The sequence below is a fragment of the Cellulophaga sp. 3_MG-2023 genome, assembly GCF_030546975.1.
Classification (GTDB): Bacteria; Bacteroidota; Bacteroidia; order Flavobacteriales; family Flavobacteriaceae; genus Cellulophaga.
The window spans coordinates 311,863-334,775 of sequence record NZ_JAUOPS010000001.1 but is presented as its reverse complement, the minus strand read 5'-3'; the positions used below and the strand labels follow the sequence as shown (position 1 = coordinate 334,775).

Here is a 22,913-nt window from a genome sequence, read left to right as displayed (position 1 = left end):
TCTTAAATCTGCTTTGGCAAAATTACGCTGTCTATAAGATGCATTACACCATTACACTGTTCTGCATCTGCAGCTGTAATTTTTGCAGAATGCCCTAAAGCATCTGTAAGTATGATATCTGTACCTTTCATTGTAGCAACAATTTTTTTACCTTGTATAGTAGTATAAGTTGCAACACCATTACCCTGGCACATTGCCTTTAAAATTTTTGATGCAGATATTTTACCTGCAATTATATGATAAGTAAGTAAAGAGGTTAAATCTTTTTTATTTTCACTTTTAAGCAACTTAGTTATTTTCTCTGACGATATTTTACTAAAAGCTTTGTCATTAGGTGCAAACACCGTAAAAGGACCATCGTTACGTAACAAGTCTTCTAAATCTGACCCTTGCATTGCTGCCAATAAAGTCTTATGTGTTTGTGATTGCTGTGTATTCTCTACAATAGAAAAATTGGGGTTCATCCCTTGATTTGTAGTAGTTGTAGAAGAATTTTGAGCTGATAAATAGCCTGCAGATACTAAGGCTAGTAGTAGATGAATTAGGGGGAATTTCATACGAATGTAAAAGTAAATATAATTAAGATTGTCGGTGAACGGTGAAGTTCACCTACAATATACAACTTTTACATTACTGTACAACTATAAAATGTGTATTTTATCGATAAGATAACCTTAAATTAAGATTGGTACAGCTTTTCTCTCTGCTCTTTTATAGACTTATCAGACATATACTCATCAAAAGTTAAGTATCTATCTATAGCTCCATTAGGCGTCAACTCTATTATTCTATTAGCAACTGTATTAGCAAACTCATGATCATGTGTAGTAAACAATACTGTTCCTTTAAAGTTTTTTAATGAATTGTTAAACGCAGTAATACTCTCTAAATCCAAGTGGTTTGTAGGTTCATCTAGCATAACAACATTGGCCCTAAGCATCATCATTCTACTTAACATACAACGTACTTTTTCACCTCCAGAAAGTACTGTACATTTTTTTAACCCTTCTTCTCCACTAAAAAGCATTTTACCCAAAAAGCCTCTAATGTGCACTTCTTCTCTTTCTTCTTCAGTTTTTGCCCATTGACGCAACCAATCTACTAGGTTTATTGGTTTATTAAAGAAATCTGAGTTATCTGCTGGCAAATAAGATTGTGATGTTGTAACACCCCATTGAAATTCACCTGTAGTAGCTTGTTTGTTATTATTTACAATTTCATAAAAAGCAGTACTTGCTCTAGAATCTTTAGAAATTATAGCCACCTTATCTCCTTTGGCTAAATTTATATTTACATCTTTAAAAAGTAAATCACCATCTTCTGAGGTTGCTGAAAGATTTTCTACATTTAATATTTGATCTCCGGCTTCTCTTTCTCTTTCAAAAATAATTGCAGGATACCTTCTACTTGATGGTTTAATATCATCAATTTTTAATTTAGAAAGCATCTTTTTTCTAGACGTTGCTTGTTTACTTTTTGCAACGTTAGCACTAAAACGCATAATAAACTCTTGTAGTTCTTTTGCTTTTTCTTCTGCTTTCTTATTTTGTTGTGCTCTTTGTCTTGCTGCAAGTTGACTACTCTCATACCAGAACGTATAGTTACCAGAATACAAGTTTAGTTTACCAAAATCTATATCACCTATAGAAGTACAAACAGCATCTAAAAAGTGTCTATCGTGAGATACTACAATTACAGTATTATCATAACCAGCTAAAAAGCGCTCTAACCAATTAATGGTTTCATAATCCAAGTCGTTAGTAGGCTCATCCATAATTAAAACATCAGGACTACCAAATAAAGCTTGAGCTAATAACACACGTACTTTTAATTTTGAATCTAAATCTGCCATTGAAGAAAAATGAAACTCTTCAGATATACCCAAGTTAGACAACATTGTAGCGGCTGCACTATCTGCATTCCAACCATCCATTTCTTCAAAAAGAACTTGCAACTCCCCTATTCTGTCTGCATTAGCATCATCATAATCTGCATAAAGGGCATCAATTTCTTTCTTAATTTTATATAATGGCTTATTACCCATTACCACTGTTTCTTGCACTGTAAACTCATCATAAGCATTGTGGTTCTGCTCTAGAATAGACATTCTTTTTCCTGCCTCTAAATGTACGTGTCCAGAAGTGGCATCAATTTGCCCAGATAGTACTTTTAAAAAGGTAGATTTACCAGCACCATTGGCACCAATTATACCATAACAATTTCCTTGAGTAAAAGTTACGTTAACATCATCAAAAAGGATTCTTTTTCCAAATTGAACAGATAAATTAGATACTGATAGCATAGTTTTATTTTAAAATTTGTGCAAAAATAGTGAATTTAAACCCCTAATACCAATACATTTTAACCAATAAACTATGTATTTCATCTTTGTATTAATTTTTTTAACTACACATTAACAATAGTACACCCTAAGGTTCATTAAATTTGTGTGTAACGTTAGCTATTACTATATGAATAAATTTTTACTCTTTCTTTCCATTTCTTTATTAATAAGTTGTGGTGAGAAACAAAAAAACTCCCCATACATATACTTTGCTGGTGAAATTGTAAACCCCAAAAACGACAGTGTTGTCTTATATAAAGATGACCGTAAAGTTTGCTCTAGAAAATTAGACAATGATAATAGGTTTGCTTTTGAATTAGATTCTTCTGCTGAAGAAGGTTTATATCATTTTGGGCATAAAGAAGTACAATATATATACCTAGAAAAAGGAGATAGCCTATTAATACGAGTTAATACGGTAGATTTTGATGAGTCGTTGGTATTTGATGGTATTGGTCAAGAAATAAATAACTTTTTACTTGAAATGTTTTTGATTCATGAGAATGAAGAATTAAACATTGTAGATAAATTATATGTTTTAGAGCCTAAAGCATTTAGTAAAAAAGTTGACTCCTTACACAGTATAAAAATAAATGCATTAAATAATTTAAAGATCGATGCTAATTTATCTGATAACGCGGTAACAATTGCTAAAACAGGAATAGATTACACTACCTATTTATACAAAGAAAAGTATCCTTTTAAACACAGAAGAGCTTTAAAAGAAAAGGCACTTATGCAACCGCCTGAAGATTTTTATGCTTATCGAAAAGATCTTACATACAACAACCCAAATTACACTTACATTACTCCATATTATAATTTTATGAAGCAACACTTTGGAGGTATGTCTTATATTAATTGTAAAGAAGGTTGCGAGCTAAATGGCAGTTACTACATAAACCAATTACATTTTAGCGAACACCAGCTTAGGCTTATAGACAGTATGGTTGGAGAAAAAAATTTAAAAGACAACCTAATAAGAAATGTAGCTTTAAATTACCTTTTACGTTCTGATGATACTTATGAGAACAACAAGGCATTTATGACAGACCTACATAAGATTGCTAGCAAAAACAAACATATAGCAGAAATAGATTCTTTATTTGTTAATATAGAAAAACTACAACCAGGTTCAGTTTTACCAGGAATATACGTTCAGAATATTAACGGAGAACAAAAGACACTAAAAACAATTAGCGAAGAACAAAAAAATGTAGTTTTTTACTTTTGGATGGGAGAAAATAATATTCATTTTAAAAATATCATAAACCGTGTGAATGATTTAAAAGAAAAAAACAAAAACAACTATACTTTTGTTGGTATAAGCTTAAGAACAAATAAGAAAAACTGGGAAAATATTGTAAAAGCTAACAACTTAACCAAAGAAACTCAGTATAGAGCAGATGATTTAAAAAAGATAAACAATGCTTTAATAATAAACGGTAAGCTTAACAGAGCTATAATAACTAAAAATGGTAAAATTACTAATGGCTTTGCTAATATGTATGGTCAGTTCTAGAGAGTAAAAATCCTAACTTATATATAACTAAAAAATCCCCTAGAAGCAATTCTAGGGGATTTTTTTATATTAGAAAAAGAAATGTTAGTTTCCTTTTTTGTAATCTTCTAAAAATTTAGCCAATCCGCTATCAGTTAAAGGATGTCTTAACAAACCTTCTATAGATGATAAAGGCCCTGTCATAACATCTGCACCAATTTTAGCACAATCTATAACGTGCATTGTGTGCCTTACAGATGCGGCTAATATTTCTGTTGAAAAAGCATAGTTATCATAAATATGTCTAATTTCTGCAATAAGATTTAAACCATCTGTAGAAATATCATCTAACCTACCAATAAAAGGAGAAACATAAGTTGCACCAGCTTTTGCAGCTAATAATGCCTGCCCTGCAGAGAAAACTAAAGTAACATTAGTTCTAATTCCTTTATCAGAGAAATACTTACACGCCTTAACACCGTCTTTAATCATTGGTAATTTAACAACAATTTGCTCGTGTAGTTCAGCCAACTCAGTACCTTCTTTTATCATTGCTTCATATTCCGTAGCAATAACTTCTGCAGAAACATCACCATCTACAATGTTGCAGATATCTACATAATGTTTTAAAATATTATCTCTACCTGTAATGCCCTCTTTGGCCATTAAAGAAGGGTTAGTTGTTACACCGTCCAAAACACCTAGTTCTTGTGCTTCTTTTATTTGTGCCAAATTTGCTGTGTCAATAAAAAATTTCATCTTTTTGTTATTTTAAAAATTATGATTTAAATAATAGGTTCACTGTTAATCAGCTTATTTTACAATTTCTGCAAAATTACAATTTGTAATGATTCAATAATAATTTTTCATATGTTTTATCTGGCAAAATACTCTTTAAAAACAATGAAAATTTCTGCATAAAAGCACCTACTTTGTAATGCACTTTTGGCTTTTTTGTATTTATTATCTTAAACACCATTTTAGCAACTTGTATTGGATCCTCGCCAGAATCTACATGTTCATTCATTACCTGTAATGTATTACCATAAGGAGTTTTATAAGCAGAATCATTTAAAAGCGGTACATGGTACCTACCAGAAGCTATATTTGTAGCAAAATCTCCTGGTGCAACAGTTGTTATATGCACTCCAAAATCTTTAACCTCCATACGCATTGCCTCTACCACAAGCCCCAAAGCTCCTTTACTTGCAGAATAAATTCCTCTGTAGGGCAAGCCCATATAACCAGCAATAGAAGTAATATTTATAATTAGACCATTGTTTTGCTTTCTCATTTGTGGCAAAACAGCCTTCATTAAGTGTATTGGTCCGTTTAAGTTAATATTAAACGCATTTAAAATTTCTTCGTTAGGAGTTTCTTCTATTGGTCCAGTTATACCAACACCAGCATTGTTAACCAAAACATCTAATCTCCCCTCTTTTTCTATCACAAAAGAAACGGCAGACTTTATTGTTTCTGGTTTTCTAACATCTAAATCGACTAAATTAAAATGATTAAAATCTGGATATTTTTCTTTATTCCTTGTTGTACCATATACGGTATAGCCTTTAGCAGTTAAATATATACCTATAGATTTACCTATACCTGAAGAACCGCCTGTTATTAAGACTACTTTATTACTCATATTACTTTAAATAATTATGAGTGCAAATTAACAAATAAATAAAGGATGGTGGAAATTATGCTTTGCTAAATTTAGCGCATAAAAAAAGGCAAGCTACCTACATCGCACCGCTCAACCGCGTACCCTTGCTGCGTTCCCACCCTGGGGGATTAAACAGGAGCTGGTCGTGTAGGACTTGCCGGTTGCAAATATACAATCTTTTAAATTTTTCGCAATCATTTTTCATTCTAATTTTAATTAAATACCTTGCTAATACTAACACCATTATTATGAAAACACTTAAGCTTTTAACTTACAGCACACTAACAGTTTTATTATTTTCTTGCGGAGGAGCAAATACTCCTGCTTCTAGCCTATTTGAAATTCAAATTACAGGCAAAAAAGCTAAATTTAACCAAAATGAAACAGTAGATATTAACCTTAAGAACAAAAAAAACAAAACTATTAATGCTATAACATATACTATAGATGGTGAAAAAGTTGAAGTAAATAATAATAAATTAGTATTAAATTCTAAAAAAGTAGGCAACAAAACTATTACCGCAGAAGTAAGTTATGATGATACTACAGCTAAGGTTTCTAAAAAAATAACCGTGTTTGCTGGTACATCACCTAGTATTTATACTTATGAGATTTTAAATGAGTATCCGCATAATCCAAACTACTTTACTCAAGGCTTAGAGTTTTACAAGGATACCTTATATGAGAGTACTGGAAAGAGAGAGAAATCTGTATTGGTAAAAAAAGATTATAAAACAGGTACTATTTATAAGGAGCATAAATTAAAAGATACCCAGTTTGGAGAAGGTATAACTATTTTAAAAGATAAAATTTACCATTTAACGTGGCAAAGCAACATTGGATTTGTTTACGATGTAAATACTTTTAAAGAAATAGACCAATTTACATACGGAAAAAGTAGAGAAGGCTGGGGTTTTTGTAATGATGGAGAAAAATTATATAAGAGTGATGGTTCCGAAAAAATATGGACATTAAATCCTGATACTTTAATTGAAGAAGATGCTATTGAAGTATATACAAATAGTAAAAAACTTATTAAAATAAATGAGTTAGAGTATGTTAATGGAAAAATTTACGCTAACACTTGGCAATCTGGCCAAGATGTAGCTGTAATTATAGATCCAAAGAGTGGTGTTGTAGAGGGCATAATTAATTTTAACGGTTTAAAAGATAAGGTTACAAAAACTGATGATGTAGATGTTTTAAATGGTATTGCATATAACCCAACCACCAAAACATTTTTTGTTACTGGTAAAAATTGGGATAAAATGTTTGAGGTAAACATTTTAAAAAAATAAATAGTGAAAATCTACAACAAAACTATTACTGTCACCGCAGATGATTTAGACGATTTAAACCACGTTAATAACGTTAGGTATTTGCAGTGGGTACAAGATATATCTAAAGAACATTGGCAAGCATCTGCTAGCAAAGAAATACAAAACAACCATATGTGGGTTGTTAGCACTCATTTTTTAGAGTATAAATCTGCTGCTGTTTTAAATGATATTATTAAGGTTAAAACCTATATTAAAAAATCTGAAGGAGCAATATCTATTCGTATTGTAGAAATGAGAAATGCAGAAACAAACAAACTTATTTTAAAATCTAAAACAGAATGGTGCCTTTTAAATGCTAAAAGCTTAAAACCTATACGTGTATCAGAAAAAATAAAGAATATTTTCATTGATACCAATCAATAAAATATAAAATTCTACTCCTTATTATACAGCTATAATTTTTTATTACTATATAATAAGGATATTACAAATTACCATTACAGTTTAAAAAACTTCACTCTTAATTTCTTTTTTAAACAAACCAAAGTGACTCTAAAATTTCACCAGTAAATAATAAAAATTTATCATCTTAAAATTAATGCTTACAGTTTTCTAGAAAACAACTATTTATTCTATTTTCCTTTTTATTTGTAAGTTTTTACCCCTAAAAGGCAAAAAAACAGACATTTTAACACTCAAAACCACAAAAAATTAGAGGTTTACGTGTAATCTGTTTCATAAATGTATATGTAATTTTATGCTAGAGAATATTAGCAATGAATTACTCATACACAATAATAGGTAACTCTGCTTCTTCTAATTTGCAACTTCAGCATTTTTTAGAAGAGTATAATGACTTTATGTGTGTAGATATTTCAGAAAATTCTAACAGTGCATTAAATAGTATTTTAAAATATAGTCCTGATATTATTTTCGTTGACCTACAAAAAAATGCTGAAGAATATTTTAGAATGGTTTCAGATTTATATCAATATATAAATAACATTCCTTTAATAATAGGTGTAAGTAAAAATAAGGAACACGCCTATGATGCTATAAAGAATGGATTTTTTGATTATTGGCTACTACCATATAATGAATTTGATATTAGGAAATCTGTTTTAAAAATAAGAAAGCAAACTCCAGTAAAGGAAACTTCACCAACATTATGTCTTCAATCTTATAAAGATTACCAATATATTGACACTTCAGATATATTATATTTAAAAGCAGACAACAACGCCACAGATATATACTTGCATAGTGGTAAACGAATAAGCGCTTTTAAAACATTAAAGACATTTGAAAACAAATTACCCGAAAATTTCATAAGAATACATCAAAGTTACATCATAAATAGCAGCTACGTATCCGGAATTAATTACGGAAAAAGCGTATGCGTCATAAGAAAAAGTGATGTAAAACTACCCTTTTCAAAATCATACAAAGAAAAAATAGATACTATAAAGAATAAGATTAGTAAAAATGCTATTTCTACACATAATTAATCAAATACTAATAAAAATAAACTATAGACTCACAAAAACCAACTACATACTAATGAAAATAAATTCTTACTATTTTTATAAGATATTGATTATACTTTAGCAAAGCAATAAAAACATATTTAACCTAAAACAAAAATTATGAAAAATCTAATTAACCTACTTGCCTTGTTTATTTTCAGTCTATTATTATTTTCTTGTGATGCTGATAGTAATTCTAATGATGCTCTGTATGAAAATGTAAGCCTTACTGATGACGATGAAGTAGAAGGCCCTAAAGGTAGCGGTGGTGTAGCAGCTACAGATGACGATGAAGTAGAAGGCCCTAAAGGTAGTGGTGGCGTAGCAGCTACAGATGATGATGAAGTAGAAGGCCCTAAAGGTAGTGGTGGTTCTGTAGATTAAATACCAACTAAGAAATAAAAAAGTAAAGCCTTAAATGTTAAATTTAAGGCTTTTTTTATACCTTAGGCTATTCTAAAATCCAATTTTCGTGCAAAAAATATGTACTCTACTTATTATAACTACATTACTCTTTTCATGTAAAAATGAAAAAGAAAAAATAGAGACCACAGTTAACGTAAAATACGAGCAAAAAAATAGTGATACAACTAATTTATTACAACATAAAAAAGATTCCTTGTATAGAAAAAGGTTACACTCATTAGCTTATACATATTTAACACAAAATGATTCTCTAAAATTTAGAAAAACGAACCAAAAAGTAATAGAGTTATCTAAAAAACAAAATGACTCTACCATATTAGCAAATGCATATTGGGATTTGGGATATTTTTTTGACAAAAAAGTAGAAATAGATAGTAGTTATTTTTACTATTTAAAAGCTCAAAAAATTTTTAATCTTCAAAAAAAACAAATAAAAGAAGGTAAGGTATTGCGATCTATTTCCCTTATACAATCTAATGTTAAGGACTATAGAGGCAGTGAAATATCTACCATAAAAGCTATTGAATTATTTGACAACAAAAAAGGAACAGATATAGATTTATATCACTCTTATAACAACTTAGGGTCTGTTACTAATGCTTTAAAAGAGCATGATAGAGCCTTAAAATATTACAACAAAGCTCAAGAATACTACAAAAAAATAAAACCTAAAAGCAAAATAAATACTGCATTAGTTAATAATATAGCAAATGTATATAGAGATAAAGAAGATTATAATAGCGCTATTAAAAACTACAAAAAAGTACTTGCTGTAGATAGCCTATATGAGAAAAAAACTTTGTTCTACGCTAAAGTATTAGACAATTACGCCTACACAAAGCTAAAACTAAAAGATACTGCTAATGTAGAGCAACAATTATTACAATCATTAAAAATAAGAGATAGTTTAAATGACATTTCTGGTTTAGCAGTGAGCCACTTTAACTTAGCAGAGTTTTATATTCTAAAAAAAGATACTTCAAAGGCTTTAGATAATGCTAAAAAGGCTGAAGAATATTCATTAAAGACAAAAAACAATAAAAGATTATTACAGGCTTATGACCTACTTACATCTATAGACCCTATTAACGCCAGTAGTTATGCACATAAGTACATTGTGTTAAACGATAGCTTAATTGCAGAAGAAAGGTTACTACAAGATAAGTTTACCAGAATTAAATATGAAACAGACGAAGTTTTAGAAGAAAAAGAAGTTTTAGAAGAGCAAAAACAGCTACTTATATACTTTGTTATTGGTGCACTACTACTGGCTTTTGCAGTTTTTGTAATTGGTAGTCAATATATAAAAAATCAAAAGTTAAGGTTTGAACAAGAGCAGCAAGAAACCAACTTAGAGACTTTTAATCTAATGCTAGATCAAAAAGGTAAACTAGCAAAAGCTAAACAAGAAGAGCAAATACGAATATCTCAAGAGTTACATGATGGTGTTTTAGGCAGTTTAACAGGAATAGGTTTAATATTAAAAGCTACTAACAAAAGAGCAGACCAAGAAGCCATTGATGAACGCTTAGATCTTATAAAACAATTACAAGAAACAGCAGAAGAAATTAGAACAATTTCGCACACCTTAAGTGCTGCTTCTTCTAAAAAAATGCAAAACTTTACAAATTCTATTATCGAATTACTACATAACACTGGCAAAGCTTCAAACATAAAAACAAGTTTTACATTTGATAATAAAATAGATTGGGATCATTTAAATGCTGAAATTAAAATTAACCTTTATAGAATGATACAAGAAGGGGTTCAGAATTGTGTAAAATATTCTAAAGCAGAAAATATTTTATTAGATTTAAGTATGAAGAATTCAAATTTATCAGTAATTTTATCTGATGACGGTGTAGGTTTTAACCTCCAAAAGAAAAAAAGAGGCATAGGGCTTAAAAATATATTTTCTAGAGCTAATAAAATAAACGCTAAAGTAAATATTGACAGTACATTAGGAAATGGAACAAAAATTCACATTTCTATACCGCTAGATAAAAAAGATACATTTAATACATAACCCAGATCAAAGTTTAATAAAATATGCGAACCCTAAAAATATTAGCTGTTGATGATCATCAACTTATACTAAAAGGATACCAGTATACATTTGCAGATATAAACCCAGCTAAATATAATATAAACTTAACCACAGCAGGTAGTTACCAAAAAGCAAAACAATTAATAGAATCTAACATTTTTGATGTTGCTTTTTTAGATATTCAGATTGAAAGGCCTGATAAAGATAATATTGATGGTAATAAAACAGGAGAAAACTTAGGAATACTTTTAAGAGATATTTCACCAAAAACAAAAATAATATTTCAATCTTCATTTAGTGATAGTTTAAGAATTAGTAACATCTTTTCATCAGTAAATCCAGATGGTTACATTGTTAAAACAGAAGTTAACGAGGAGGTTATAGAAAAAGCATTAGACAATGTTTTAAACGACAGCACCTACTATTCTAAGTCTGCTATAGATGTTTTTAGAAAAACAATGACTAACAACATTATGATTAATGAAGATGATAAAGAAATTCTTTACCGTTTATCATTAGGTATAAAAACTAAAGATTTGGTTGACTATGTAAATTTATCTGTTACGGGTATAGAAACAAGAAAACGTAAATTAAAATTTATTTTTGATATTGAAAATGAAAACGACCTTGCTTTAATTAACGAAGCAAAAAGGAGGGGTTTTATTTAAAAGCTTGTAAGTACCAACTTACCTTGTTAAAAAATTTAACATATTTTTTGCCGTTTGAGCTAATAACCTCAAAAAATCCAAGGTTTACGTATAATCCAAACTCAAAAAATCATCATAGTTTTGTAGTAAGTATAACCTACAATTCATACTATGATGCCTAACCCATCGAGATATAAAGACATACGGTATTCTAATAACGTCCCAGAATGCATATTAGAACAACTAGAAATTTTTAGGAATGAACTAGAGAAAGCATATTTCTCTAAAGTTCTAATTAGAGTATTAAATAATAAGCCTGATGCCTATGAAATTGGAATAGAATTTCAATCTAACTTTTGGTTATCTGAAAGCGTTTGCTATTATAATAACTCTAATTGGCTAAAAGACAAGTTAGATATTAACTCATCTAGATTAGAGCAATTTTATAAGAGCTTAGAAAAACTAAGGTGTAATACAGAACAATTTGTAGATATAGCAGAATGCGCAATATATTTAGCAGATACATCTGTAATTATAAGCAAGGTGTGCACTAACAGTATTATAAACAGTTTAGATGCTATATTAGATACCTTAGTTACTAATGTAGAGTGTTTAATGACTGAAAATTTAGAACTACCTACAGAAATACACTTACCAATTTTATCTGAAGATAATATAAACTTAACCAATAATATAACTGAAAAATCTTACTTCGGGTTCTGGGGACTTTATTATGAGTCTGAAGAAGATGCCGTTATTTATGATGTGCGCAACAACAGCACAAATAGAGGTGACCTATTTATGATAGATCATATATAATAAATGGAAAACCAATTAAGGTTTTCCATTTATTTAACGGTTTTTTATTTAAAATATTAATTAAACAATGCTCTACCTTCCATTAGAGCATTTACTTTATCTCTAACATTTAAAATAACCTCTTCATCTTCTGGGCTATTAATTACGGCATCTACAAAGTCTACAATAGTTTGCATATCTGCTTCTTTTAAACCACGTGTTGTAATAGCTGCAGTTCCAAAACGGATACCAGATGTTACAAAAGGAGATTTATCATCAAAAGGAACCATATTTTTATTTGCAGTAATATCTGCTTTTACCAAAGCATTTTCTGCATCCTTACCTGTAATATTTTTATTTCTAAGATCTATAAGCATCATATGGTTATCTGTACCACCAGATATAATTTTATAATCTTTTTTAACAAATGCTGCGGCCATAGCTGCTGCATTTTTCTTTACCTGAATCATATAATGTAAATACTCATCAGTTAACGCCTCTCCAAAAGCTACTGCTTTTGCGGCAATAATATGCTCTAAAGGTCCGCCTTGGTTCCCTGGAAAAACTGCCAAATCTAATAAAGCAGACATTTTACGCAAGTTTCCGTTTTTAAGCTTAATTCCAAATGGGTTTTCAAAATCTTTCCCCATCATAATCATACCTCCTCTTGGACCACGTAATGTTTTGTGCGTAGTTGTTGTAACAATATGGCAATGTGGCATAGGATCATTTAAAATACCTTTAGCAATTAAACCAGCTGGATGAGAGATATCTGCTAACAACAAAGCACCAACACTATCTGCAATTACTCTAAAACGCTCAAAGTCTATATCTCTAGAGTAAGCAGAAGCACCAGCAATAATCATTTTTGGCTTTTCTTTAGTAGCTATCTCTTGTATTTTATCATAATTTAAAACTCCTGTTTCTTCCTCTACTCCGTAAAAAACTGGGTTATACAAACGACCAGAAAAGTTTACTGGAGAACCGTGAGTTAAGTGTCCACCGTGAGACAAATCAAAACCTAAAATAGTATCTCCTGGTTTTAAACAAGCGTGGTATACAGATGCATTTGCTTGTGAACCAGAGTGTGGCTGTACATTTACATATTCTGCACCAAAAAGCTCTTTAGCTCTATCAATAGCCAATTGCTCTACTTCATCTACAACCTCACAACCACCATAATAACGCTTTCCAGGATAACCTTCTGCATATTTATTGGTAAGCACAGAGCCTGCAGCTTCCATAACTTGTGGACTCGTAAAATTCTCTGAAGCTATTAATTCTATTCCTTCTAATTGACGTTCTTTTTCGTCATTAATTAAATCAAAAATTTGGTTATCGCGTTGCATAGATATTTTATTGCGTTAATAAAGTGTAAAAATACAAATTGCGATTCTTTAATCAGAAGAAAATAATATATTTGAAAAGAAATTTATCAAAAAAAAATTAACACGTACAATATGCCTATAAAAACTAACGATCCTTCAAAAAAATCTTGGATTTCTGTTGATTCTACTTCAGATTTTCCAATTCAGAATATTCCTTTTGGTGTATTTTTAACTAGGGAAGATATTATTACCATAGGTACTCGTATAGGAAACTATGCTATAGATTTAGGTGCATTGCACCAATTAGGGTATTTTGATGGTATACCGTTAACAGATGATATATTTTTACAAGATTCTTTAAATGATTTTATATCAGACGGAAAAAAAACTTGGCGTTTAGTTCGTAACAGAATTAGCGAAATATTTGATATAAATAATACAGCATTACAAAACAACGAAGAGCACAAAAAAATTGTGTTATTTACTATGGACGAAGTAGAGATGCAACTACCAGTTCAAATTGGTGATTACACAGATTTTTACTCTAGTAAAGAACACGCTACTAATATTGGTACAATGTTTAGAGATCCTAACAATGCATTGTTACCTAACTGGCTGCATATACCTGTTGGTTACCACGGTAGAAGCTCTACAATTATACCAAGCGGAACTCCTGTACATAGACCTAACGGGCAAACATTACCAAAAGGAGCAGAAACACCTGTATTTGGACCTTCTAAACTAGTAGATTTTGAATTAGAAACAGCTTTTATTACTACTGATGCTAACCTTTTGGGTGAGGCAATACCTGTAAACGAAGCTGAAGACTATATTTTTGGAATGGTTGTTTTTAACGACTGGAGTGCCAGAGATATTCAAAAATGGGAATATGTACCACTAGGGCCATTTTTAGCTAAAAACTTTGCTTCTTCAATCTCTCCTTGGATTGTTACTTTAGATGCTTTAGAACCTTTTAGAACCGCTAGTCCTGTACAAGAACCTAAGCCACTACCCTATTTACAGCAAACAGGAGAAAAGTCTTTTGACATTAATTTAGAGGTAGATATTACACCAGAAAATGGTGAACCAACAACAGTATCTAAATCTAATTTTAAGTATATGTATTGGACAATGGCACAACAACTTGCACACCACACAGTAAATGGTTGTAAAGTTAATAGTGGAGATATGATGGGGAGCGGTACAATTTCTGGTCCTACACCAGATTCTTACGGCTCTATGTTAGAACTATCTTGGCAAGGAACTAAGCCTGTAGAATTAGCCAACGGAGAAACTAGAAAGTTTATACAAGATAATGATACAGTTACCTTAAGAGGTTACTGTGAAAATAACGGTGTACGTATTGGTTTTGGAGAAGTTTCTACAAAATTACTACCTGCTATTCCTTTAAAATAAAATAGCTCAACTTTTAAAAAATTCCCTTTATAAGGGAATTTTTTTTGCCTAATAATTATACTATAAATCAAAATAGTAGACAATAAGTTTAGTCTTACAAGAAAAATAAAAAGGCTAAAACCCCTTGTAAAATATACTATTAAGCAGCATACAGCGTTTGCTCTTTTGTATATTGGCACGACTATTGAAAATGTACCTACAATATTAAACCAAATGTTATGAAAAAAATTCTACTATTAACCGCAGTATCTATTTTTTTAGCCTCTTGTAGCGGAGTTAAAAAAACACAAGAAGCTATTAATACAGGTAATTACTTATCTGTAATACAAACATCTGTTAAGAACTTAGCAGCCAACAAAACTAAAAAAAGCAATCAGCCATATATAAGCTTATTAGAAGATGCTTTTAAAAAAAATACAGATAGAGAATTAAATCAAATTGAGTTTTATAAAAAAGATGGTAATGCTTCTAATTACGAGCATATTTTTAATGCTTACAATCGTCTTAAAAATATTCAAGAGCAAATTAAGCCACTATTACCTTTAAGAATTATAGAAGAGAATAGAAATGCTAATTTTACCATAACTAATTATGATGATAAAATTTTATCATCTAAAAAGCAACTAGCGGAGTATTTGTACAATAATGCTAGTAACTTACTTGCAAATGCCGTAAACAAAGATGATTACAGAAGAGCTTATGATGATTTTAATTATTTAAATGAATTAAGTCCTAACTATGCTGACACTAGGTTAAAGATTGAAGAGGCTCACAATAAAGGCATAGACTATATTAAAGTTAAACTTGTAAATAGTACAGATAAAATTATACCTGTACGTTTAGAGGACGACCTATTAAACTTTAATACTTATGGTTTAAATGATCTATGGACGGCATACCATACACAACCTATAAACAATGTAGTGTATGATTATGAGATGAAAGTTGATTTTAGAGAAATTAATATTTCACCAGAACAAATTAGAGAAAAAGTGCTAGTAAAAGAATCACAAATAAAAGATGGTTATAAGTATGTATTAGATGAAGATGGACAAGTTGTTTTAGATGAAGATGGCAACAAAGTAAAAACAGATAAATTTAAAACTGTTAGATGTAACTTTTATCAATTTACACAATCTAAATCTGCTCAAGTAACCGGTGTGGTTAGCTTTACAGACTTAAACACAAAACAACAAGTAAATACTTACCCATTAGCTAGTGAGTTTATTTTTGAACACAATTACGCTAATTATAGAGGTGATAAAAGAGCTTTAACAAGTGATTTAATTTCTATGTTAAGTTTAAAATCTGTACAATTTCCAAGCAATGAACAAATGGTTTATGATGCCGGAGAAAGTTTAAAAGCTAATTTAAAAAACATTATAACTAGACATAAATTCTAACATTTAAAATTTACAAACAACAAAAAAGCCCTTGCAATTGCAAGGGCTTTCTTTTTAAATATACTTTTCAAAATCTAGTTCAGAAATACTACCGTGAGATGCATTAGCAACTGCAACACCATTTTTTATAACTAATAATTGTGGTGATTGGTGAATAACTTGAAACTTATAACCTGTTTCATTAGACACCTCTCTGTATTGCAACAAGTCTAAATAATACAAATCTGCCTGCTCCTCTGTAAAATTATACGTATCTCTAAACATTTTAATTACCATACGGCTAATACCACAAGTAGTAGAGTGTTTAAAAATAATTTGAGTTTTGGTTTTAGATTTTTCTTCAATCTCTTGCAATTGTGCAACTGTAGTTAAGGGTATCCAAGGCAATTGTTTTTCCTCTTTTTTATTTTCATCCTTACTTCCAAATATACCTTTAAATAATCCCATTTTATTCTTAATTTTATAGTTAAGTCGATGCAAAGCTACAACCTTACAACTGACTATTTGTCTTGCAAAAACAAGTAATAACAGCCATTTTGTCCGTCTTATCGCTTTGGTAAGATAATTGACTTTAATCTTGTAAAAATACTAATACTATAAAAAATACAACATATATGAACATTAATAATTTTACAATAAAATCTCAAGAGTCTTTGCAGCAAGCGCAATTGCTAGCACAGGAACTTGGGAATCAGCAAATAGAAAACGAACATTTATTTAAAGCTTTAATTAAAGTTGATGAAAACGTAATGCCTTTCATCTTAAAAAAATTAAATGTAAATGTTGCACTATTAACACAGATTGTAGACAAAGAACTACAAAGTTTACCTAAAGTAACTGGCGCAGATATTATGATGTCTCGTGAAGCTGGTAAAACAATTAACGAAGCAATTATTGTTGCTAAAAAAATGAATGATGAGTATGTATCTACAGAACACCTACTCTTAGCCATTTTTAAATCTAAAAGTAAAATATCTCAAATCTTAAAAGACCAAGGAGTAACAGAAAAAGATTTAAATGCTGCAATAACAGAATTAAGAAACGGAAACAATGTAACATCTCAAAGTGCAGAAGAAAACTACAATTCTTTAGAGAAATACGCTAAAAACCTAAACAGACTAGCAGATGAGGGCAAATTAGACCCTGTAATTGGTCGTGATGAAGAAATTAGACGCGTACTACAAATTTTATCTCGTAGAACAAAAAATAACCCTATGCTAGTTGGTGAACCAGGCGTTGGTAAAACAGCCATTGCAGAAGGTATTGCACACCGTATTATACAAGGTGATATTCCTGATAATTTAAAAGACAAAATAATTTATTCTTTAGATATGGGAGCCCTAATTGCTGGTGCAAAATACAAGGGTGAGTTTGAAGAACGCTTGAAATCTGTAATTAAAGAAGTTACAAGTGCAGACGGACAAATTGTGCTGTTTATTGATGAAATACACACATTAGTAGGTGCTGGTGGCGGAGACGGTGCTATGGATGCGGCTAACATACTTAAACCTGCATTAGCTCGTGGAGAATTACGTGCTATTGGCGCCACTACTTTAGATGAATATCAAAAGTATTTTGAAAAAGATAAAGCACTAGAACGTAGGTTTCAAAAAGTAATAGTAGACGAGCCAAGCACAGAAAGCTCTATCTCTATTTTACGTGGTATTAAAGAAAAATATGAGGCTCACCATAAAGTACGTATTAAAGATGAAGCTGTTATTGGAGCCGTAGAACTATCTCAACGTTACATTACCAATCGTTTTTTACCAGATAAAGCAATAGATTTAATGGATGAAGCTGCTGCTAAATTGCGAATGGAAATTAATTCTAAGCCAGAAGAATTAGATGTTCTTGATCGTAAAATAATGCAATTAGAAATTGAGATTGAAGCCATTAAAAGAGAAGACGATAAAGACAAACTAAAAATACTTAACGTAGACCTTGCAAATATTAAAGAAGAACGTAATGAAATTTTTGCAAAGTGGGATAGCGAAAAAACTGTTGTAGACAACATACAGCAAGTTAAACAAGATATAGAAAACTATAAGTTAGAAGCAGAACGTGCAGAACGTAATGGAGATTATGGTAAAGTAGCCGAAATACGTTATGGTAAAATTAAAGAGTCGCAAGAAGCTTTAGATAAATTACAAAACACCTTAGCAGAACAACAAAGTAACGGTACTTTAATACAAGAAGAGGTTACATATGAGGATATTGCAGATGTAGTTGCAAAATGGACAGGTATTCCGGTAACTAAAATGCTACAAAGCGAAAGAGAAAAGTTACTAGACCTTGAGTCTGTTTTACACAAACGTGTAGTTGGACAAGAAGAAGCTATAGAGGCAGTATCTGACGCCATTAGAAGAAGTAGGTCTGGTTTGCAAGATGCAAAACGCCCAATTGGCTCTTTCTTATTTTTAGGTACAACAGGTGTTGGTAAAACAGAACTTGCTAAAACTCTTGCCTCTTATTTGTTTGATGACGAAAATGCATTAACCAGAATAGATATGAGTGAGTACCAAGAAAGACATTCTGTAAGTAGATTAGTTGGTGCACCTCCAGGTTATGTTGGTTATGATGAAGGCGGACAGTTAACTGAGGCTGTAAGACGCAGACCTTATTCGGTAATTTTGTTAGATGAAATTGAAAAAGCACACCCAGATACTTTTAATATTTTATTACAAGTGTTAGATGAAGGTAGATTAACAGACAACAAAGGTCGTGTTGCAGATTTTAAAAATACCATTATTATAATGACAAGTAATATGGGTAGCTCTATAATACAAGAAAGTTTTGATACGCACAAAGATGCTGTAAAAGCAACAGAAGCTGCTAAAACAGACGTATTAGGTTTGTTAAAAGCAAACATTAGACCAGAGTTTTTAAATAGGATAGATGATATTGTAATGTTTACACCATTATCTAAAGACAATATAACTCAAATTGTACGTTTGCAATTAAATGCTCTTAAAAAACTAGTAGCAGAACAAAACATAACTATTGACGCTACAGATGAAGCTATTGCATTTTTAGCTAAAAAAGGATATGATCCACAGTATGGAGCAAGACCAGTTAAGCGAATTATACAAAAAGAAGTATTAAACAATTTATCTAAAGAAATATTATCTGGGAAAGTAACTACAGACAGTATTGTTTTAATAGATAGTTTTGATGATAAATTGGTGTTTAGAAACAATAATTAATATAATTTAACAAGAATAGTAAAAAAAGCTTCCTTTAAGGGGGCTTTTTTTATGGTTCTATTTTATAGATTTTATATATTCGTAGAAACAACAAAGAGCATATGTCCACCAAGGCAGAAAAAACCAAAGAATTTATCATTAAAACTTCTGCGCCAATATTTAGCAAACAAGGCTATGTTGGTACAAGTATGAGTGATATTACCAAAGCAACCAACCTCACAAAAGGGGCTTTATATGGTAATTTTAAAAATAAAGAAGAAATTGCTCTAGCTTGTTTTGAGTACAACACCAATAAACTTTTAACAAAAATAGACGAACGCTTAAATATAGACGGCACTTCTTTAGATAAAATATACAACTTAACTAGTTTTTACAGGCAGTATGCTGTATTTACTTTAGATATGGGAGGATGCCCCATAATAAATGTTGGTGTAGATGCTGAGTATAATAATAAAATACTATCCAGTGCAGCCAAAGAAATTGTACGCACTATAGAAGGTAAAATTGCTGCTGTATTAGAAAATGGTGTAAATAACAACGAATTAAAGTTACCTGTTACTCCTTTACAGTTTGCAAAACAATTATATACAATGCTGCAAGGCTCTGTTGCAATGGCTACCATTACACAAGATCGCAAGTATCTTTTAAATACAGTTAACTACATTAATCACTTAATAGAAAAGGAAGTTAAGTTATAAGTTTTCTTTTTTCTTGATAATAAAAGGCAGCATAAATTATATACTTTTTTGGCTAAAATTTAGTTATTGTATATACAACAACATCAAAAAAAATATTACATAAATGAAATTTTTAAAACCTACACTTTTAATATTACTTTTTTCAGTAATACTTGCTTGTAAAAATGATAAAAATGGCGCTTCTAATGATGAAGTTAATAATACAGTTTCTACCTTCTATTTTATAAGACACGCAGAAAAAGATAGGTCGGACCAAGAAAACCAAGATCCAGAACTAGCCCAAGAAGGCTTAGGAAGGTCTATTTTTTGGGCTAAGGTTTTTGAGCCAATTGCTCTAGATGCCATTTATTCTACGGACTACCAAAGAACACAAATGACAGCGGCACCTACATCTGTACAAAAAAATATTTCTGTTACAAGTTATGATCCTTCAACCATAGAACCACAGCAATTTGTAACCGATAATTACGGTAAAAAAGTTTTAGTAGTTGGCCACAGTAACACTGTACCTAAGTTTGTAAATGCAATTATTGGTGAAGAAAAATTTGAACAAATAGATGATTATGACAACAGCGGCTTATTTATAGTAACAATAATTGGTACACAAGCCACTGCTGTAAAACTTAACTTAGATATTAGTAGACAATAATATTATCTAGTTCAATTTTAGATAATAATTCCAATTCATTGTTTTGGAACATTTTATCAATCTCTAAAATATTCATAGACTCGGTTTTAGGTTTGTAATTTTCATAATCTACAAATCTAATTCCGTTTACATAACGTTCGTTATAAGCAACTCTAAAACGCATACCTCCATCATTAACAAAAAACTTGTACGCTAAATAGTCTGGTTTAGTAGTTTCTTTATTAAACCAATACAAGTAAGTATCCTCAAAATCATCCCCTCCGTTTTCCTCACTAAAAGTTATTTTTACCTTATAGTATTGTTTTTCTTTAATAGTAACTTCTCCTAAAAATTCTTTTTTAACAGCTGCATCATTTAAACCATAAGGCAAAAGAGCAAAGTAAAAAACAGAGTTAATAGCATTATCAAACTTAACAGCCATAGAATCTGGCACGCTAACCAAACTATCATTTACTAAACGTGTAAACTTAGCTGATTTAATATCTGTAATAGTAGAAGAATCTTGTTTAAAAATACGCTTCATTATTCTACTACCGTTGTCTTGCAATAAAACATACTTTTTGTTTCTAAAATCAAAAGATATATTTTTAGTTTTATACAAACTGTCGCCTGTAGTTTTAATTGCATTGTCAACAACAGACTGCGCTGTTACTTCTTGTTTCTTTTCATTCTTACAAGCCGAAATTACAATCAGCAATAAGAAAAACATACTTTTTTTAATCATAAAATAAAATCTTTAGTGCATTAGTTGTAATGCTTTTAAAATCTTTACAAAGTTGGTTTAAAATATTCTATTTTTGCAGTCTATGATGCAGAAAAAAATCAATATTAAAAATAAAAGAGCTAGGTTTGAGTATGAGCTATTAGATACTTATACAGCGGGCTTAGTTTTGTCTGGTACAGAAATAAAATCTATAAGAGAAGGTAAAGCAGCTATTACAGAAAGCTTTTGTGAATTTAATGACAGAGGAGAACTTTTTATAATTAATATGCAGGTTGATGAGTACTCTCACGGATCTCACTACAATCACCAACCAAAAGCATCTAGAAAATTATTACTAAATAAAGGAGAGCTTAAAAAACTTGAAAAAGAAGTTAAAAATACTGGATTAACTATAGTACCGTTAAATTTATTTTTAAATGACAGAGGTTTGGCTAAAATTAACATTGCATTAGCCAAAGGTAAAAAACTGCATGATAAAAGAGACTCTATAAAAGATAGAGACAATAAACGAGACTTAGACCGTATAAAAAAGAGCTTTAATAATTAGTTTTTATTCTCTAACAGTGGTACAAATTTAAAAGAACCAAATTCTTGTTTCTCAAATTCTAAATCGGATTTACGTACAAATAAAGTCATTATTTGGTCTTCTACCCCTACAGGTATCACCAACCTACCTCCTATTTTCAATTGCGCTAGTAATGGCTTAGGAACTATTGGCGCGCCAGCAGTAACAATAATACCATCAAAAGGAGCTTCTTCTGGGTAACCTTTATAACCATCTCCTAAAATTGCCTTTTTAGGCCTAATTCCCATTTTAGGAAAAAACAACTTATTTTTTTTAAATAATTGAGATTGCCTTTCTATAGTAAATACACGAGCACCTAACTGTAATAAAACAGCAGTTTGGTATCCACTTCCTGTTCCTATTTCTAAAATAACATCATTAGGCTTTACCTCTAATAATTGTGATTGAAAAGCAACTGTGTAGGGCTGAGAAATAGTTTGCTCTGCACCTATAGGAAATGCTTTGTCTTGGTAAGCATGATCCTCAAAACTACTATCTAAAAACAAGTGTCTAGGAACCTTTTTTACAGCTTCAATAACCTTTGTATCTGTAATACCTTTTGCTACTAAAGTGTTAGCCAAAAGATTACGTTTACCACGATGTTTTAAGGTGTCTTTCAAAAGAGAATATTGGTTTAGTTTGAGCTACAAATTTAAGAATAAAAAGAAGATTTTACGGTAAAAACCAACTGT

The 22,913-nt window shown here is 30.6% G+C and carries 22 protein-coding genes and 1 other RNA gene; 14 read left to right on the top strand and 9 right to left on the bottom strand.

The window, feature by feature from the left end:
- Nucleotides 1-2: 2 nt before the first annotated feature.
- Together Q4487_RS01300 and Q4487_RS01295 are read right to left on the bottom strand one after the other, a co-directional pair.
- Nucleotides 3-557 carry a fasciclin domain-containing protein gene (locus Q4487_RS01300; RefSeq protein ID WP_303542561.1) on the bottom strand — a complete coding sequence of 185 codons (555 nt, stop codon included), beginning with the start codon at nucleotides 555-557 and terminating at the stop codon, nucleotides 3-5.
- Nucleotides 558-679: 122 nt separating this feature from the next.
- Nucleotides 680-2,302, bottom strand: a complete 1,623-nt coding sequence (locus Q4487_RS01295) for an ABC-F family ATP-binding cassette domain-containing protein (protein ID WP_100896210.1) — start codon at nucleotides 2,300-2,302, stop codon at nucleotides 680-682.
- A gap of 169 nt (nucleotides 2,303-2,471) precedes the next feature.
- Between Q4487_RS01295 and Q4487_RS01290 the strand changes: the two genes are divergently transcribed.
- Nucleotides 2,472-3,866, top strand: coding sequence for a thioredoxin-like domain-containing protein (locus Q4487_RS01290; RefSeq protein WP_303542555.1), 1,395 nt, complete (start codon nucleotides 2,472-2,474; stop codon nucleotides 3,864-3,866).
- Between the two features lie 84 nt (nucleotides 3,867-3,950).
- On the opposite strand, the gene fsa is transcribed toward Q4487_RS01290, so the two are convergent.
- The 3 genes from fsa to ffs form a co-directional block, all read right to left on the bottom strand.
- On the bottom strand, nucleotides 3,951-4,604 hold the full coding sequence (gene fsa / locus Q4487_RS01285; protein ID WP_303542553.1) for a fructose-6-phosphate aldolase: 654 nt from the start codon (nucleotides 4,602-4,604) through the stop codon (nucleotides 3,951-3,953).
- A 76-nt stretch (nucleotides 4,605-4,680) separates the two neighbouring features.
- Complete coding sequence (locus Q4487_RS01280; protein WP_303542551.1) at nucleotides 4,681-5,490, bottom strand: SDR family oxidoreductase; 810 nt, start codon at nucleotides 5,488-5,490, stop codon at nucleotides 4,681-4,683.
- A gap of 83 nt (nucleotides 5,491-5,573) precedes the next feature.
- An RNA gene (gene ffs / locus Q4487_RS01275) (signal recognition particle sRNA small type) lies at nucleotides 5,574-5,671 on the bottom strand.
- Between the two features lie 88 nt (nucleotides 5,672-5,759).
- Between ffs and Q4487_RS01270 the strand changes: the two genes are divergently transcribed.
- The 7 genes from Q4487_RS01270 (at nucleotide 5,760) to Q4487_RS01240 (ending at nucleotide 12,256) form a co-directional block, all read left to right on the top strand.
- Nucleotides 5,760-6,809 (top strand): glutaminyl-peptide cyclotransferase, encoded by a 1,050-nt coding sequence (locus Q4487_RS01270; RefSeq protein ID WP_303542549.1) that lies wholly within the window; start codon nucleotides 5,760-5,762, stop codon nucleotides 6,807-6,809.
- 3 nt (nucleotides 6,810-6,812) lie between these two features.
- Entirely contained in the window at nucleotides 6,813-7,214 is a 402-nt protein-coding gene (locus Q4487_RS01265; RefSeq protein WP_303542547.1) for a thioesterase family protein, read from the top strand.
- A gap of 353 nt (nucleotides 7,215-7,567) precedes the next feature.
- On the top strand, nucleotides 7,568-8,299 hold the full coding sequence (locus tag Q4487_RS01260) for a LytTR family DNA-binding domain-containing protein (RefSeq protein ID WP_100896216.1): 732 nt from the start codon (nucleotides 7,568-7,570) through the stop codon (nucleotides 8,297-8,299).
- 138 nt (nucleotides 8,300-8,437) lie between these two features.
- A complete protein-coding gene (locus Q4487_RS01255; RefSeq protein WP_303542544.1) occupies nucleotides 8,438-8,701 on the top strand; it encodes a hypothetical protein in 264 nt (87 codons plus the stop codon).
- 88 nt (nucleotides 8,702-8,789) lie between these two features.
- Nucleotides 8,790-10,769, top strand: a complete 1,980-nt coding sequence (locus Q4487_RS01250; protein ID WP_303542542.1) for a sensor histidine kinase — start codon at nucleotides 8,790-8,792, stop codon at nucleotides 10,767-10,769.
- 23 nt (nucleotides 10,770-10,792) lie between these two features.
- The gene (locus Q4487_RS01245) at nucleotides 10,793-11,458 is read left to right on the top strand and encodes a response regulator (protein WP_100896219.1); all 666 of its coding nucleotides are present in this window, start codon (nucleotides 10,793-10,795) and stop codon (nucleotides 11,456-11,458) included.
- Nucleotides 11,459-11,608: 150 nt separating this feature from the next.
- Complete coding sequence (locus Q4487_RS01240; RefSeq protein WP_100896220.1) at nucleotides 11,609-12,256, top strand: hypothetical protein; 648 nt, start codon at nucleotides 11,609-11,611, stop codon at nucleotides 12,254-12,256.
- Nucleotides 12,257-12,312: 56 nt separating this feature from the next.
- On the opposite strand, the gene glyA is transcribed toward Q4487_RS01240, so the two are convergent.
- Entirely contained in the window at nucleotides 12,313-13,584 is a 1,272-nt protein-coding gene (glyA, locus tag Q4487_RS01235; RefSeq protein ID WP_100896221.1) for a serine hydroxymethyltransferase, read from the bottom strand.
- A gap of 111 nt (nucleotides 13,585-13,695) precedes the next feature.
- Between glyA and fahA the strand changes: the two genes are divergently transcribed.
- Both fahA and Q4487_RS01225 read left to right on the top strand, forming a co-directional pair.
- Nucleotides 13,696-14,979: a fumarylacetoacetase gene (fahA, locus tag Q4487_RS01230; protein ID WP_303542537.1), complete on the top strand. Its 1,284-nt coding sequence runs from the start codon at nucleotides 13,696-13,698 to the stop codon at nucleotides 14,977-14,979.
- Nucleotides 14,980-15,197: 218 nt separating this feature from the next.
- Nucleotides 15,198-16,382 (top strand): hypothetical protein, encoded by a 1,185-nt coding sequence (locus Q4487_RS01225; protein ID WP_303542535.1) that lies wholly within the window; start codon nucleotides 15,198-15,200, stop codon nucleotides 16,380-16,382.
- Between the two features lie 54 nt (nucleotides 16,383-16,436).
- Here the strand turns inward: Q4487_RS01225 and ytxJ are convergent, their stop codons facing one another.
- Nucleotides 16,437-16,829: a bacillithiol system redox-active protein YtxJ gene (ytxJ, locus tag Q4487_RS01220; RefSeq protein WP_100896224.1), complete on the bottom strand. Its 393-nt coding sequence runs from the start codon at nucleotides 16,827-16,829 to the stop codon at nucleotides 16,437-16,439.
- 167 nt (nucleotides 16,830-16,996) lie between these two features.
- Here ytxJ and clpB point away from each other — a divergent pair, with 167 nt between their 5' ends.
- From clpB to Q4487_RS01205, 3 genes are all read left to right on the top strand, one after another.
- Nucleotides 16,997-19,585, top strand: a complete 2,589-nt coding sequence (gene clpB, locus Q4487_RS01215) for an ATP-dependent chaperone ClpB (RefSeq protein WP_303542533.1) — start codon at nucleotides 16,997-16,999, stop codon at nucleotides 19,583-19,585.
- 101 nt (nucleotides 19,586-19,686) lie between these two features.
- A complete protein-coding gene (locus tag Q4487_RS01210; RefSeq protein ID WP_303542531.1) occupies nucleotides 19,687-20,283 on the top strand; it encodes a TetR/AcrR family transcriptional regulator in 597 nt (198 codons plus the stop codon).
- 103 nt (nucleotides 20,284-20,386) lie between these two features.
- Nucleotides 20,387-20,932 (top strand): phosphoglycerate mutase family protein, encoded by a 546-nt coding sequence (locus Q4487_RS01205; RefSeq protein WP_303542529.1) that lies wholly within the window; start codon nucleotides 20,387-20,389, stop codon nucleotides 20,930-20,932.
- On the opposite strand, the gene Q4487_RS01200 is transcribed toward Q4487_RS01205, so the two are convergent.
- Complete coding sequence (locus tag Q4487_RS01200) at nucleotides 20,919-21,656, bottom strand: DUF6503 family protein (RefSeq protein ID WP_303542527.1); 738 nt, start codon at nucleotides 21,654-21,656, stop codon at nucleotides 20,919-20,921. The genes Q4487_RS01205 and Q4487_RS01200 overlap by 14 nt on opposite strands.
- Nucleotides 21,657-21,741: 85 nt before the next feature.
- On the opposite strand from Q4487_RS01200, the gene smpB reads away from it, so the two are divergent.
- Nucleotides 21,742-22,203, top strand: coding sequence for an SsrA-binding protein SmpB (smpB, locus tag Q4487_RS01195; RefSeq protein WP_198519469.1), 462 nt, complete (start codon nucleotides 21,742-21,744; stop codon nucleotides 22,201-22,203).
- Here the strand turns inward: smpB and Q4487_RS01190 are convergent.
- A complete protein-coding gene (locus tag Q4487_RS01190; protein ID WP_303542525.1) occupies nucleotides 22,200-22,841 on the bottom strand; it encodes a protein-L-isoaspartate(D-aspartate) O-methyltransferase in 642 nt (213 codons plus the stop codon). The two genes, smpB and Q4487_RS01190, sit on opposite strands and share 4 nt — an antisense overlap.
- Nucleotides 22,842-22,913 lie beyond the last annotated feature (72 nt).